This window comes from Rhodococcus sp. GB-02 (genome assembly GCF_053470465.1).
This window is the reverse complement of sequence record NZ_JBPUKE010000003.1, coordinates 367750-381402: the sequence shown is the minus strand read 5'-3', so window position 1 is coordinate 381402 and position 13653 is coordinate 367750. Positions and strand designations below refer to the sequence as shown.

General features: G+C 61.3%; 15 protein-coding genes. 9 read left to right on the top strand and 6 right to left on the bottom strand.

Annotated elements, in window-relative coordinates; all coding sequences use genetic code 11:
* Window positions 1-27: 27 nt before the first annotated feature.
* From ACSW29_RS22125 to ACSW29_RS22115, 3 genes are read right to left on the bottom strand one after another with little or no spacing between them, the layout of a single operon-like run.
* On the bottom strand, window positions 28-621 hold the full coding sequence (locus ACSW29_RS22125) for a CHAP domain-containing protein (protein ID WP_448278313.1): 594 nt from the start codon (window positions 619-621) through the stop codon (window positions 28-30).
* A 17-nt stretch (window positions 622-638) separates the two neighbouring features.
* Window positions 639-2210 carry an MDR family MFS transporter gene (locus tag ACSW29_RS22120; protein WP_448278312.1) on the bottom strand — a complete coding sequence of 524 codons (1572 nt, stop codon included), beginning with the start codon at window positions 2208-2210 and terminating at the stop codon, window positions 639-641.
* Between the two features lie 32 nt (window positions 2211-2242).
* A complete protein-coding gene (locus ACSW29_RS22115) occupies window positions 2243-2872 on the bottom strand; it encodes a TetR/AcrR family transcriptional regulator (protein ID WP_448278311.1) in 630 nt (209 codons plus the stop codon).
* Between the two features lie 113 nt (window positions 2873-2985).
* Between ACSW29_RS22115 and ACSW29_RS22110 the strand changes: the two genes are divergently transcribed.
* The 4 genes from ACSW29_RS22110 (at window position 2986) to ACSW29_RS22095 (ending at window position 6366) form a co-directional block, all read left to right on the top strand.
* Complete coding sequence (locus tag ACSW29_RS22110; protein WP_448278310.1) at window positions 2986-3330, top strand: zinc ribbon domain-containing protein YjdM; 345 nt, start codon at window positions 2986-2988, stop codon at window positions 3328-3330.
* 101 nt (window positions 3331-3431) lie between these two features.
* Window positions 3432-4463 carry an ABC transporter substrate-binding protein gene (locus ACSW29_RS22105; protein ID WP_448278309.1) on the top strand — a complete coding sequence of 344 codons (1032 nt, stop codon included), beginning with the start codon at window positions 3432-3434 and terminating at the stop codon, window positions 4461-4463.
* A 51-nt stretch (window positions 4464-4514) separates the two neighbouring features.
* Window positions 4515-4934 (top strand): DUF1622 domain-containing protein, encoded by a 420-nt coding sequence (locus tag ACSW29_RS22100; RefSeq protein WP_230815516.1) that lies wholly within the window; start codon window positions 4515-4517, stop codon window positions 4932-4934.
* 31 nt (window positions 4935-4965) lie between these two features.
* Window positions 4966-6366: a DUF2252 domain-containing protein gene (locus ACSW29_RS22095; RefSeq protein WP_448278308.1), complete on the top strand. Its 1401-nt coding sequence runs from the start codon at window positions 4966-4968 to the stop codon at window positions 6364-6366.
* A gap of 4 nt (window positions 6367-6370) precedes the next feature.
* On the opposite strand, the gene ACSW29_RS22090 is transcribed toward ACSW29_RS22095, so the two are convergent.
* Entirely contained in the window at window positions 6371-6898 is a 528-nt protein-coding gene (locus tag ACSW29_RS22090) for an SRPBCC domain-containing protein (protein WP_448278307.1), read from the bottom strand.
* A 331-nt stretch (window positions 6899-7229) separates the two neighbouring features.
* On the opposite strand from ACSW29_RS22090, the gene ACSW29_RS22085 reads away from it, so the two are divergent.
* The 4 genes from ACSW29_RS22085 (at window position 7230) to ACSW29_RS22070 (ending at window position 11348) form a co-directional block, all read left to right on the top strand.
* Entirely contained in the window at window positions 7230-7823 is a 594-nt protein-coding gene (locus ACSW29_RS22085) for a hypothetical protein (RefSeq protein WP_448278306.1), read from the top strand.
* Window positions 7824-7892: 69 nt separating this feature from the next.
* A complete protein-coding gene (locus tag ACSW29_RS22080; RefSeq protein ID WP_448278305.1) occupies window positions 7893-9776 on the top strand; it encodes a type IV secretory system conjugative DNA transfer family protein in 1884 nt (627 codons plus the stop codon).
* A 6-nt stretch (window positions 9777-9782) separates the two neighbouring features.
* The gene (locus ACSW29_RS22075; protein ID WP_448278304.1) at window positions 9783-10658 is read left to right on the top strand and encodes a DUF4913 domain-containing protein; all 876 of its coding nucleotides are present in this window, start codon (window positions 9783-9785) and stop codon (window positions 10656-10658) included.
* A 114-nt stretch (window positions 10659-10772) separates the two neighbouring features.
* Window positions 10773-11348 (top strand): hypothetical protein, encoded by a 576-nt coding sequence (locus tag ACSW29_RS22070; RefSeq protein WP_448278303.1) that lies wholly within the window; start codon window positions 10773-10775, stop codon window positions 11346-11348.
* Window positions 11349-11356: 8 nt separating this feature from the next.
* On the opposite strand, the gene ACSW29_RS22065 is transcribed toward ACSW29_RS22070, so the two are convergent.
* Window positions 11357-11788 carry a hypothetical protein gene (locus ACSW29_RS22065; RefSeq protein ID WP_448278302.1) on the bottom strand — a complete coding sequence of 144 codons (432 nt, stop codon included), beginning with the start codon at window positions 11786-11788 and terminating at the stop codon, window positions 11357-11359.
* A 203-nt stretch (window positions 11789-11991) separates the two neighbouring features.
* A complete protein-coding gene (locus ACSW29_RS22060; RefSeq protein ID WP_448278301.1) occupies window positions 11992-12300 on the bottom strand; it encodes a hypothetical protein in 309 nt (102 codons plus the stop codon).
* 632 nt (window positions 12301-12932) lie between these two features.
* On the opposite strand from ACSW29_RS22060, the gene ACSW29_RS22055 reads away from it, so the two are divergent.
* On the top strand, window positions 12933-13631 hold the full coding sequence (locus ACSW29_RS22055; RefSeq protein ID WP_448278300.1) for a DUF6338 family protein: 699 nt from the start codon (window positions 12933-12935) through the stop codon (window positions 13629-13631).
* The last annotated feature ends 22 nt before the right edge of the window (window positions 13632-13653 follow it).

Sequence of the window (13653 nt, the reverse complement as noted above, 5' to 3'; positions counted from 1 at the left end):
CATCACGCAAAGAGGGAAGGGGGTGGCTCAGAGGACGCCGAACCCGACGATTCCCGGAACTTCCGAGGGCACTATGCGATGAAGCATGACTTTGTTGTTCTCGTTTCCGCCGACTGTCGTCAGAGTGCCGCCGTCGTTGACCAGAACGACGTTGACGTGTTGGCCGAAGGGGCTCGAGTCGCCGTACAGGATCGTGTCGCCGACCTTCGGTTGGTAGTCCTGACCGTAGGGGACAAACGCGTCGACCGACTCGTAATACTCCTGCAGCGTGTACACCCCGGGGATGCGCCACGAGCCGGAGTTAGGGTTCGAAAAGGGCGTCCCGATCTGATTCATCGACCAGCTCACGAAATCGGCACACCACGATTCTTCGACACCCTCGGCGTATTTGGTGCCAGGACTGCCCGATGCCCATTCCTGTTCGAGGACGGTCAGCAGCGCACTCTGCTGGGCGGTCAGCGTGCTGTGGTCCACCGTGGGGAACGAGTCGAGGTTCTCGCCGGCAAGGGCGTCGTCGCCGCGGGCGAACCACCAAAGCATGCAGGCAACAACGACCACTACAACGCCGAATGCGCCCAGAACAGCGAGAGTGCGTCTGGGCGTATTCGGTGCGTGCGACATCACGCCACGATAGTCAATTACTCGAGCGGGGGTGCCGATCGATCGATCGTCGTCGCGAGCGGCTTTTCCTTGACGAAGAGCAACAAGACGACCGCTGCGATGACCAAGGGGACGAGGTACAGGAAGATTGGCGCGAGTGCATCGTTGTATGCGCCGACGATGATCTCGCGAACCTGGCTCGGCAACTTCCAGAGAATTCCCGGTGTCAGTGAGTTTTCGTCACCACCGACTGCGCCTCCGTGTGCCGGAAGCCTCTCGGACAGCAGATTGGTCAGGCGCGAGGCGAACAGGCTGCCCACGATCGCGCTGCCCAACGAGGCACCGATCTGACGGAAGAAGTTGTTCGACGCAGTGGCAGTTCCCACTTCAGCGGCGGGAAAGGTGTTCTGCACGATCAGGATCAGTATTTGCATGACCAGGCCGAGCCCGATGCCCATGAGAGCGATGTAGCAACCGAAGACCAGCAGCGAAGTCGAGGGCGTCAGACGTGAGAGCAGGACCAGAGCAACTGCGACGATCGACGTTCCGACGATGGGGAAGATCTTGTAGCGGCCAGTCTTGCTGACCAGCTGGCCGGACCCGATGGAGGCGACGAGCAGGCCCGCCATCATGGGAATCATCATCAATCCTGCTTCGGTGGCGTTCTTGCCGGTCACCATCTGGATGTAGGTCGGCAGGTAGGCGAGCGCACCGAACATGGCGATTCCGATGATCAGGCCGGCGGCGGTGGTCAACACGAAGTTGCGCTGAGCGAACAGATGCATCGGAATTACCGGTTCGTCGGCACGCTTTTCGACGAAGACAAAAGCCACTGCCGTCACGACGCAGCCGATGATCAGCCCGATGATGACGGCCGATCCCCAGGCGTAGGTGTTTCCGCCCCAGGTCGTGAACAGGATCAGACACGTCGCTGACGTCGCGACGAGAACCATGCCCAGATAGTCGATGCGAGGCTTGCCGAGGTTCGGCTTCCGCAGGTGCAGAAATGCCATCGCGCTCGCGATGGCGAGGAGCCCGAGGGGGATGTTGATCCAGAATGCCCAGCGCCAGCCGATGCCCTCGGTGAACCATCCACCGAGAAGGGGGCCGGCAACCGAAGCCAGTGCGAACACGCCGCCCATCGCACCCATGTACCGGCCGCGTTGCCTGGCCGGGACGACGTCGGCGATGATCGCCTGTGACAGCAGGATCAAACCGCCGCCGCCGAGCCCCTGTACTGCGCGACCAGCGATGAGTGTGGTCATGTCGTGGGACAAACCGCCGATCACCGAACCCACGATGAAGATGCTGATGGCGCCGATGAAGAGGCCCTTGCGGCCGATCAGGTCACCGAGTTTTCCGTACACCGGCATCATGACGGTCGAGGCGAGGATGTATGCCGTCGTCACCCAGACCATGTGGTTGACGCCGTTCAATTCGCCCACGATGGTCGGGAGCGCGGTGCTGAAGATCATCTGGTCGAGCGATGCCAGAAGCATCGTGATCATAAGCCCGACAAAAACGAGGATGATCGACCGTTTGTCTGGCGCGGCGTCGGTGTCGGTGTGCGCGCCGTCGGGGTCGACGGTCGCAGCTTCTCGAGTGGACATGAAGTTCCTTAGTTCAGTGACGGCTGGCGAAATCAGTTCGCGGATCGGAGAATTCGAGCCATCAGGAGTAGTGCAGGATCCAGCAGTTCGGTTCTGGGGCCGGCCCGTTCGCTGCCCTGCCATTTTCGGAAGACGTAGCGCATCGCTGCGCCCGCTGTGATGACCGTCGCAGTGGCTTCGTCCGCGGCGGTGTCTGCCGGAAGTTGTCGATAGTCGGGGCGCCTACGCAGCTCGCGCGTCAAGAGTCTGGTGAGTGTGTCTTCCAGGTCGTGGAACGTAGCCAGGTGCTGTTGCAAGAGTGTGGGATGCCGTTCGAACAATTCGCGTCGATGCGCGAGCAGATCGGGTCTCTCGTCGACTATCTGCATCGCCACCTCGAATACCGCGAGGGCGCCGCGCAGCGGATCGTCCGGGTGCTCGCTGATGAGCGTGAGCATGGTCGTCTCGCTCGGCACGACGAGCATGAGCCCACCGATCGCTGCGTCCTTGGTGGGGAAGTAGTTGAAGAACGTGCGGGTCGACAGATTGCAGGCCTCGCAGATCTTCTCGACGGTCACTTCGTCGTAGCCCAGTTGGAGGACGAGTTCGACCGCCGTGTGCTCGATCAACTGCCTCGTGGCAATTCGCTTTCGTTCGCGCAATCCGAGTGTTTCGGTTCCCATTTCATCCATAATTGCACAGAGTGCAAAGTTTCATCGAGTGCAATATTTTTCTCAAGAATGGTTCATGAAGTGCAAAAATGGGAATCGCGCGCCTGCTGGATAGAATGACCCGCGTGGAAGACACCCTGCCCCCATGTCCCGAATGCGCCGGCGAATACACCTACGAAATGGGTGCCTTGATGGTGTGCCCGTCCTGCGCGCACGAGTGGTCACCGGCCGATGGTGCAAGTGAGGCTCCGGGAGTGGTGAAGGACTCTGTAGGAAACGTCCTTGCGGACGGAGACACTGTGACGGTCGTCAAGACGCTCAAGGTGAAGGGCAGTCCGACCGGTATCAAGTCGGGTACGAAAGTGCGCAACATCCGCCTTGTCCAGGGCGTCGGCGACCACGACATCGACTGCAAGGTCGACGGCATCGGACCGATGCAATTGAAGTCGAGCGTCGTCAAGAAGGTGTGACCGGACAGCGATAGATGTCGGCTCGAAATCCTGTTCAATTTCGACTGTTCGATGGCCACAATCGAGGAGATTCTCGACCGCTCGAACGAATGGACCGAACTGTGCCGAACTCGATTTGCCTGCACCCCGCACTCGAAGACCCCGAACTCGATGCTGACGAGCAGTGGAACCGCATCGTCGATGCGCTGACGCGCCGGGGCTTCCTCGGCGCCGGGCTCGGCGCGGCGGCAGCGACGCTTCTTGCCGCGTGCAGCAGTGACGAAAACGGCTCGGCGTCAAGTGGTCTCGTTACCGCGCAGGACGAGACGGGCATTGTCGAGATTCCGTCGGATCCGCAGCGAATGGTCATCGCCCACGTCAGCGCCATGGCGACGGTCCTCGACCTCGGTGTGCCGCCGGAGAAGATCGTCGGCGGCTTCTTCGGTCTCGAGGGTGTGAGCGGTGACGCGGTGTTGCGCACGATGCCGGAGGCGGCGAACATCCCGAACCTCGGCACGGCGGGAACATGGAACAAGGAAGCAATCATCGGCGCGTCGCCGGATCTGATCGTCATGCTTCTGACCGCCGGAAATGCTTACGCGGCAAAGTCTTACGACGAACTCTCTACGACAGGCGTGCCGGTGTTTGCCGGCTTCAACGGGTTCCTCACGTGGGACGAGATGAAGAAATTGGTCACCTCGATGGGCGTCGCGGTCCGACGCGAAGATGCCGCAGCCGAATTGAACGCGCGAACGGAAGACCGACTCCTGGCAATCAAGAATCGACTCTCGGCCCTCGGTTCGTTGCCGTCGGTGACCCTCCTCCGTACCGGCGAGAACGGTGTCGTCTACAACCAGGTCGACGCTCTTCTCGACGCTCTCGGATTCCCCGGCGATCGAGCCACATCGGAGGAGTTCACGCGCACACTCACAGCGGAGCAACTCGACCAGGTGACCAGCGACGTGATCATCGTGGGCGCATTCCAGGACCAGCAGGATGCCCGCGCGCAGTTGGCGATGAACCCGCTCTGGGAGCGTCTTCCCGCTGTCCGCTCGGGGAGCGTCCACTACGTCGACGACAGCCTGTGGGGCTCGGGCTATTCTCCTCGCGCGACACAGCTGCGGCTCGACGACATCGAACGGATCTTCAGCTGACACCGTCGTGTCCTCTCGACTTATCGGTGAGTTACCTCGAGAATCATGACCATGGACAAAATCAGGTTCTTCGAGCTGGTCACCGAATGGTTCGAGGTACTCGGTGTTGTCGCCATGGTTCTCGGGTTCATGTTCGCATTCGTGATCGCGGGGCGCGCATGGAGTCGAACGCGGGACGGTAGTTCAGCGTTTCGTACTCTGCGCGAGACGATGGGCGCGGTCATCCTTCTCGGGCTCGAGATACTTGTCGCCGCTGATCTCGTGAAGACGGTGACGTCGTCACCGTCGCTGACCGACGCCGCAGTTCTGGGCATGATCGTTCTGATTCGGACCGTGCTGAGCCTGTCGATTCAGATCGAGATCGACGGGGTACTTCCGTGGCGCAAGGCGTTGGTGTCAAGTCCGGAACTCCTGGTACGCGCAGCGCGCGGATCAGGAGGCCGCACGACGCCCGACGCGTCGAGTTCGTAGCGATAGCCGTTGCGAGTGAAAGGTCGGGCAGATGACAGCAGTGCGTACCGAGCATCTCACTGTCGACGAGCGGCGGGCCCGCGGCCGTCAGGCGCGTAGAGACACCCCGCTGGCGGCGCTGGCGGATCTCGCCGACAGCGACCGCGACCCGATTTCGCTGCTGGAAGTGCAGGCGCAGTCCCGGGTCCAGGACCTGGTACCCATACGCTATGGGCGGATGTCAGCATCGCGATTCTCGTTTTTTCGGGGCGCTGCGCTAGTGATGGCCGACGATTTGTCACGCAGTCCGGATTCGGGCCTTCGCAGCCACCTCTGCGGTGACGCACATCTGAGCAATTTCGGGATCTACGCAACGCCGGAGCGGAAGTTGGCGTTCGACATCAACGATTTCGACGAAACCTACCCGGGCCCGTTCGAGTGGGACGTCAAGCGACTGGCGGCAAGTTTGGTGATCGCCGCGAAGGACAACGGGTTTTCGGGCAAGGAGCGAAAGAAGATCGTTCGCGGATGCGCGGCCGAGTATCGGGAAACCATGATCGCCCAGGCAGGGTTGGGAAATCTTGCAGTCTGGTACTCGCACATCGCACCCGAGGACGGACTCGAGGCTCTCCAAATCGACCTGAAGAAGCGCATGGTCGCTCGCACACAAGCGACGCTGGACAAGGCTCGCCGCCGCGACAGTGTGCAGGCGGCAGGCAAGTTCACCGAAATCGTCGACGGCCGGCGACGATTCATCAGTGATCCGCCGTTGATCGTGCCCGCAGACGAGTTGTTCGCCGGGACCGATCTCACGCAGATCGAGGAGCTGTTGCGCCAACGTGTCCGGTCGTATCGCGACACACTGCAATGGGATCGGCGCGTTCTCCTCGACACCTTCGAGATGACGCACATCGCCAGAAAAGTCGTGGGCGTCGGTAGCGTCGGAACACGCGCGTGGATGATCCTCATGAAAGGCGTCGACGACGACGATCCGTTGATTCTGCAGGTCAAAGAGGCGCAGCCCTCGGTGCTGTCCGGGTACGTCGACGGCCCGACCTTCAAGAACGAAGGGGAACGCGTCGTCAACGGGCAACGATTGATGCAAGCGACGAGTGACATCTTTCTCGGCTGGGAACGAGGGCCGGGACTCGACGAGGGCGAGCACGATTTCTACATTCGCCAACTGCGCGACGGTAAAGGGTCGGCAGTAATCGAAGAAATGGTGCCGGAGGGTTTGGAACTCTACGGGCGCTTGTGCGCCAGGGTCCTCGGCTACGCGCACGCTCGCTCGTCCGATCGGATAGCGATCGCCGAATATCTCGGTGACCGAACCGAATTCGACTTCGCGATCGGGGAGTTCGCCGCTGCCTACGCCAAACGCAACGCTCGCGATCACGCCGCTCTGCTGACCGCGATCGACAATGGTCGCGTGTCAGCAGAGCGGGGAGTGTGACGACTCAGGCGAACACGCCGGCGAGCCAGGCCTGCCACGCTGCCGTCGCTGCGTCACCGTCCGCATCCGCGGCGAAGAGGTGGTGGGCCGCGTCGACGTTGCCGCCGAAGGCATTTCGGCCGTAGAACCGCAGCAAGGCGTTCTCGGCGCGCAAGCCGATGAACCAGTCGTTGATGTAGTCGACAATCGCGTCGACGGTTCCGATTCCGGGGACTTCCACCGACGCGGCGTCACCGACAGCGGTGCCCGAGGTGATTCCGTGGGCGCTGCGAAGTATTCCCATCGCTTGCGGCGAGGAAGAGGATTCCCGGCCTTCGACTGAGGCGTAGGTGATGGGTTTACCGGCGAAGTACCGCACGTATTGGCCGAGACTGTGCAGGTAGAAGTCCGTGTGATTGCTCGCGCCGTCGTACTGGTCGTCCCAATCGTAGGCAAACACTCCGGCGTGGACGTAGCGGACAACGGCGGTGCTCTCGTCGCGTGCTTCGACGACGTATTCGAGGTTGTTGAACCAGCCGTCGGGGCCTTGCATGTGGATGGCGAGTTCGCTGGGGCTGCTCCCAGATCGCGATGATCGGGCTGTCCGGGCGGCCGCCGTCGGCGGGGATCTCGAGAGGGGAGGAGAACATCCAGCCGGCCGTTTCGGCCGAGATGGCGGTCCAGATCTGCTCGGGAGTTCCGGGGACGACCACCTCGCGGCGGATTTTGAATTTCTCGGACATCGCTACTGCTCCGTTTCGGGTGTGGTGAGACTACACCACACCATTAGCCAAGAGCGCGGACATCGTTGCCGCACAAACCAATGCCCAATCTCGGCATGTCGGCCTATGGGGTCCGCCGTGCAACGGAAAGAGTGAAAACTGATGACCAACAAACCGATCACCGCCGTACTCAATGGCGCCAGGCCCCAACGGTGGGGCCGGTCACGGCTGACTGCGTTCGCCGCCTGTTCGGTCGCGGCGTTGGGAATCGCATTGGCTGGATGCGGAACAGACCAGGCACCGGAAGTGAGCGGCACCGACGCTCACGTAAACGTCGACGACGGCACACCCGAGACAGCGTCACCCGAAACGGTCGCCGGCCGCGCACTCTCCGCGATGTTCTCCTGGCAGCCCGTCATCGACCCGTCACCCGGCGCAGCCATGGGGCGGGCATTGCCGTGGCTCGGCGGTGACCTGGCTAAAGAGGCGTCGATGCCACCTGCAGAAGGAATCCGCCCGCTTCCCTCCTGGCAACTGTGGAAACAGTCCGGCGACGTGATCTCGGCATCGGCCACCGTCGGACCCGAACCGGTCCAAAGCACTCCCGAGAAGCAGACGTGGCGCGTACAGGTACGCCAGACAGTGCTCCACGCGGACGGATCGTCTACGCCGTACTCACATCAGACGATGAGCGCGGACCTCGAGCACACCGACTCCGGATGGCGACTGGTCTCGTACAACGTCGTTCCCGGTTGACCCCTACCGCCGCTACGCAAGGAACACCTGACGTGAGCACCACCGTCACTCGATCGAACGGAGCCGACCATGGCACAAGCACGTAAGCACAAGACGAGCACCAACCGGACCGAACTGTTCAAAGTCCTCGCGCTCGTAGGCGTGATCGGCCTGGGCCTGACGGTATGGGGAGCGTTGTCCGCCGGCAGCGCGATGGCAGGACTCGAAGTCAACCCGAATCCTCCGGCCTCGCTGCTCGAAGCCGTATCCGGTCGGCGGCCGTGGCCGTGGCAGTCCACGATGCTCATGGTGATCTTCGCCGTGATGGTCGTAGCAATCGCAGTCGTCGTCGTCCGGATGCGCCCGAAGGACCGCCGCCAGATCGACGATGCTGCCAGGACCATGGCATCACCGCGAGAGCTGGTGGAAATGACCGGCAAGGGCGCCGAAAAGAAGTCCCGCCGCCTACGCCCGGACGCCGACCCCAGCGCGCACAAGAAGCCGGGTATCGAACTGGGACCGCTGGTGTGGGGGAGAACCTCGATCTGGATGAGCTGGGAAGACAATCTTGTCGGAGTCGGCGGCCAACGTACGGGTAAGTCAGCGGCCGTGGTGATTCCCACCATCGCCGAGGCGCCTGGAGCCTCATTGACGTGTGGAAACAAGCCGGATGTCTATCAGGCGACGCGCGTGATCTGTGAGGAACGCGGCACGGTGTGGCTGTTCGATCTGCAAGGAGTGACCGGCCAACGAACCACCAACTTCTGGTGGAATCCGTTGCGGAGGATCGAACGGCTCGGCTCGGCTCGCGAACTGGCCGGATTCTTCGTCAGCGCATCGAAAGAGCCTGGTGCCCGCGCCGACGCGTACTTCGACGGCGGGGCGCAAGAATTGCTGGCGCTGTACATCCTCGCCGCTGCTGGAGTAGGCGGGGACCTGCTTCACGTTGTCGATTGGCTGGGCCGGGACCAGGACCCCACTCCAGCGGTCATCCTCGAATCGACCGGAATGCGTCGTGCAGCTGCACGTATCCGCGACACTCAAGCTCTGACCTCGAAGCAGCGCGACGGACTGTACGACATGGCTCGCCGGTTCCTCAACGTCCTCTCCGACGACGACTACGCGCTCGCGGTCACGCCGCCGGTGCGCCGAAAGATCATCGTCGAGAACACCCTCCATTCGTCCACCAGCTCAGCCACGGACAGCGATTCCGCGAGCGTACGGACGGAGACGGGCGAATACATGCACGCGCTACCGGAATTCGATCCGATCGCGTTCGTGTCCTCGACCGACACTCTGTACGCCTTGTCGATGGAAGGTCCCGACTCGACAGCGCCGCTGACGACGGCGTTGATCGGACAGGTTCTGGCCGGCGCGGTGGAATTGAGCTTGAAGTCTCGCGGCGGTCGGTTGAAGGTTCCGTTCGTGGCGATGCTCGACGAGGCTGCGAATATCTGCCCACTGAAGGATCTTCCGAAGTGGTACTCGCACTTCGGTTCCCGCGGAATCATTCTCGGCACGTTCTTGCAGTCGACGAAACAGGGCGTCCGGGTGTGGGGCAAGGAAGACACCGACGCGATGATCGCCGGTGCAATCCACTACTACGGCGGCAACGTGCAGGACACCGACTATCTGCGCACGCTCTCGGATCTCGTCGGCACCCACGAGGTGCCGGTGGAAAGCCGAAACCACGGCTCCGGAAGCAACAGCAGCTCGCTCTCGTACCGCACCGAACCGATCCTGTCCGTCAAAGACCTCGCCGCCCTGCCCGGCGATCGGGCGCTGGTGCGATTTCCGAAGAACCCGCCAGTTCTGATCCGAAAGGCGTTCTACTTCAACGGCCCTCACGCGGCCAAGATTCAGGAATCGAACGAGAAGTACGGCAATCCGGAGGGGCTGATCGACGTCGACCTCGATGGCACGGTCAGCGTTCCGGCAGACGTTGATTCCACCGACGAGCCGTACGAGTGGTGATGACCGATGGATGACTTCGGAGACCTCGAAACCTTGAACGACGGACTCGACGACCACGAAGGCTTCGAAGACCTGGGCGAGCTCGATGGTCTCGAAGACGACTACATGCCTGTTGCAGCAGAGCCGGTAGCGGAGGAGCCGGTCGCGGAGAAGGTCGAACCGGTGTACTTCGGTGTCGAGGACTTCGTCACCGACTACCTCGCTGCCAACATCAACCGCAAGCTCTCTACCAAGCCTGGCAAGGGTTTGATGTGGGATGCGTACTGGTGGCGACACGACGAAGTGGTCGCACGACTCACCGCACTGTGGTTCGCGTGGGAAGAAGCGTATGCGAACACCGATGATGCAGCGGCCGTGTCCGCGTGGTGGATCCAGCACTGCGAGCCTCATATGCGGGTGCTCTTCGACGGCGAAACCGGACCGATGTCCGGTGCCATGCCTGACGGAACCTGGATGGGGCACGGGCCGCTACGGTCCGTGCCCGCACCTGCGGGGATACTTCCGGACGAGCCATGGAGATTCGAGGAGATCGAGCCCGTCTTCTCGGGCGTCGAGCAGTTCGTCAACGGCTATTTCGCCCGTGTCGTGAACCGCAACCTCTCGCCGGCCGCCGGCCGCGGACTGATCTGGGACGCGAGGTGGTGGCGATACCGGGAGGTCGTCACTCGTCTGACGACGTTGTGGCACGCATGGGAGAACGCTCGCGCTTCCGAAGACGGTTCGGCGATGTCGGCGTGGTGGATTCATCACGCCGACCCGCACCTGCGGATTTTGTTGGACGGCGATACCGGGCCGATGTCCGGGTCGAGCAGCGACGGGACCTGGAGGGACCACGGTGCTCTGCCGTCGATCCAAGCGCCGTCTGGCCATTTTTCCACGTGATCGGGTGGCGCGCCGGAATCTAAAACAAAAGCATCCTTATGCGGATACAGCCCAAGAGCCAGAACGAATCACCGCGTTCGAAGCCTGTTGTGGCACATGAGGAATAATGCAGAAATGTCGCCCTGTTCAGTGCCCGCCGAAACTGTGAAAACGACACGGGCCCGGCATCTGATCGCCTTCGCCGCAGCAACTTTCGCCATCGTCAGTTGCGGAAACACAACCATCGATGCCAACAGCCCGCCCACGTCCCCAACGCCTACACCGTTGACGGGCGGAACACACATCACGATGGACGCCGTCACAGCCACGCTCCCACCAGCATTGGCCCAGAGCAGCATCTGCTCACAAGGATCGAACACCGAAGCCGGCGATCTCTACCTTTTCTGCACCGTCTCCTCCGCGTCACCCCTGAGCCGAGGTCTCTCCGACAACAACATCGTCTACCTCATCTGGGTGAACACAACCGAGGCCGAACGGACGCTCCAGGACTGGCGCGACGAGGACCGGCCCGAACTCATCACCGAAAACGCCCCACGCACCGCCGCCGCGCGCCTCGAGTACCGCGATGCCGTCAACTCCGTGCAGTACGTCAACACCATCAACGGCGTCAATATCGACATCAGCGCAGGTAGTCTGCCGACGGCGGAAGCAGCGACAACCTTCCTCCACCGCGCCGACCTCATGAACTGAAAAGACAACTACCGGACAGACGGAAACGCCTTGTACATGGTGAACACGCCCGCCAGGCCCACAATCACGACACCTGCCCACCAAAAGCTCTCATGCGACGGCCCTGGTTCCATCAACCCCACAGCGACCCCGGTTGCGATCGCCGCACCGAGCAGAATTCCCGCGAGGCCCATGAAAAATGACTTCATCTGGGCAGCCTTGTTGCCAAGTAGCTCGTCATGGGAATCGTTGACATCCTGGAGGTCGACGGCAGTGGCATGACGCTTACGAGCGATTTCGACAGCACGAATGCCGACGGACTCGGTCATCCTGTCCGTGACAGCAATCAATCTGGCTCTGGCAGTCGGAAGAAATCCCTGCAGTGCGGGTTCCTCGGCGAGCGCAAGCTCGATGTTCTCGCTTGGTCCGGCGTTGGGTAGTCCTGCTGCTACCGGCGCCACATCCCGAACCAGTGGTTTGGGTTCGCCCTGCTCCCGATCGTGTGCACTGGCGGTCGGTGGTCTTCTTTCAGTGGAGCCTATTCTCACCCAGCCCTTACCCGATGGGGTCAGCGGAGACTCAACAAACCGCCCTTTTGCCACACGCACGACGCGCGGGCGCTGATCGTGGCCTGATTCCTCATCATTGTTCTTTCCCGGAGTCGTCACTTGTCCTCCTGAGAAACGCTGGGGGACAAACCCTCAAGGCTTGCGTGCCGTTGGTCCAACATTTCACGGAGTTTTTCGCCGTTGTCGTCCGTGTCGGTGGGGTATTGCGGAATCAGCTGATCAATTTGAGCATGAACGAGGCTTTCCGCAGAATCCAGCCTATTGACAAGCTCGACACGAGCGGGCATGTCGAGATCAACCTTAGGCACCAATGTCTGCGCTACCGACAGATCAGTTTTCGCGTCCAAAGCAAGCCGGAGCAGCACCGACCTGAAAGAGTCTCGCTCGACTTCGATCGTTCGCATCATAAGCTCCCTCTCGCGCCTTGATCTGCGGAGGTTCAACAAGGCAAAGAGAGCCACTGTGTACACCATGATGGCAACGGACATAACTCCAACGAGCACTAAGTAGAGCTGAGAATTCGACACGGGTTGAAATGCTACCTAGGGGCAGTCATAGGCCATGCATCTTTAGTTGGGAAAGAGTTTATCGATCTAATTCGGTGCTCCCGAAACCGCGTTGGACATGGCTGAATTGTCGTTCCACCGCGAAATTTGGCCATGCGCCACGCGGACACAGAATTTGGCCATGCGCCACGCGGACACAGTTCGCCGCTTAGCGGCAACGACTCCACGTTGGCGGTCGCCGTCTGTGTCGGCTTCGTGGTGCACACTGAAACTCACAGCGACCGGTAAAGGTGCCGGTACGCGAGCGATTGGACACGACCTGTGACTGAAAACAAGAGTGCATCGAATCCCGAGTTCCTCCCTAGACCGCAACACACCTCCACCGCCGATCGACCGCGCACCGACGAATTGACACACTCGATAGATTCCCTGTCGGGTGAACGACCGATCGCGGTGCAGCAGGCACAAGAACTACCACCGCAACCTAACCAAACGGTTTCGGAGCAGTGGGGCGAAATTCCCGACTGACGATGACTATCAGTACATGGTTCGCAGTCCTGGCGTTCTTCCTCTTTGTCGCGCCAGGACTGCTGTACGACCTCGCAAGTGCAAAAAAGCGCATCAAACGACCTGAAACGGCCTTCACCGAAATCAGTCGGACCGCGTTGGTGTCGGCGGTGTGCAGTCTTGCGGCTCTTGGTCTTCTGGCTATCGTCAGCTGGATCACCGGCATATGCGGTGTTCATCCGCTGCCGAATCTACCTGCGCTGATTCGTGGTGGGACGGTCTACATCGCCGATCATCTCGGCGAAGTAGCGTTCGCGGCTGCACTTGGCCTTGTTGTTTCCCTGGGGATCTCGTATCTGTTGTACCTGTTCATCCATCGCGGAGACTCATCCGAAATCCTCTATATCTCTGCATGGCGTTCGGTCCTTCGCGGCGATCGGCCCACCCCTACAACGCCGGTGCACGTCATGGTGAAGCTCAAGAACGGTTCGACGTGGGCAGGACGCGTGGCGAAATACTCTCCAGACCTTGAACTCGCAGACCGAGAACTCATCCTGGAACCACCACTGGCAGCCAGAAAAGACAGCACCGTGGACATCAAACCGCTTAATGCGAAATGGACGCGAGTGATTCTCAGCGGCCCTGAGATCGTTTCGATCGCGGTGTCCTATGGGGACGCCACTTCACCGCCACCACCACCGGCACCGCCGACGACGCCGTGACGAGGGAACGTACAGACGGGTG

What these genes read in the sequence shown, in the direction of transcription:
- ACSW29_RS22090 (WP_448278307.1), bottom strand. Translation starts at nt 6,898, where the DNA reads ATGCAAGGCCCCGACGGCTGGTTCAACAACCTCGAATACGTCGTCGAA.
- ACSW29_RS22115 (WP_448278311.1), bottom strand. Translation starts at nt 2,872, where the DNA reads ATGGGAACCGAAACACTCGGATTGCGCGAACGAAAGCGAATTGCCACG.
- ACSW29_RS22095 (WP_448278308.1), top strand. Translation starts at nt 4,966, where the DNA reads ATGACAGCAGTGCGTACCGAGCATCTCACTGTCGACGAGCGGCGGGCC.
- ACSW29_RS22080 (WP_448278305.1), top strand. Translation starts at nt 7,893, where the DNA reads ATGGCACAAGCACGTAAGCACAAGACGAGCACCAACCGGACCGAACTG.
- ACSW29_RS22060 (WP_448278301.1), bottom strand. Translation starts at nt 12,300, where the DNA reads ATGCGAACGATCGAAGTCGAGCGAGACTCTTTCAGGTCGGTGCTGCTC.
- ACSW29_RS22075 (WP_448278304.1), top strand. Translation starts at nt 9,783, where the DNA reads ATGGATGACTTCGGAGACCTCGAAACCTTGAACGACGGACTCGACGAC.
- ACSW29_RS22070 (WP_448278303.1), top strand. Translation starts at nt 10,773, where the DNA reads ATGTCGCCCTGTTCAGTGCCCGCCGAAACTGTGAAAACGACACGGGCC.
- ACSW29_RS22120 (WP_448278312.1), bottom strand. Translation starts at nt 2,210, where the DNA reads ATGTCCACTCGAGAAGCTGCGACCGTCGACCCCGACGGCGCGCACACC.
- ACSW29_RS22125 (WP_448278313.1), bottom strand. Translation starts at nt 621, where the DNA reads ATGTCGCACGCACCGAATACGCCCAGACGCACTCTCGCTGTTCTGGGC.
- ACSW29_RS22085 (WP_448278306.1), top strand. Translation starts at nt 7,230, where the DNA reads ATGACCAACAAACCGATCACCGCCGTACTCAATGGCGCCAGGCCCCAA.
- ACSW29_RS22055 (WP_448278300.1), top strand. Translation starts at nt 12,933, where the DNA reads ATGACTATCAGTACATGGTTCGCAGTCCTGGCGTTCTTCCTCTTTGTC.
- ACSW29_RS22100 (WP_230815516.1), top strand. Translation starts at nt 4,515, where the DNA reads ATGGACAAAATCAGGTTCTTCGAGCTGGTCACCGAATGGTTCGAGGTA.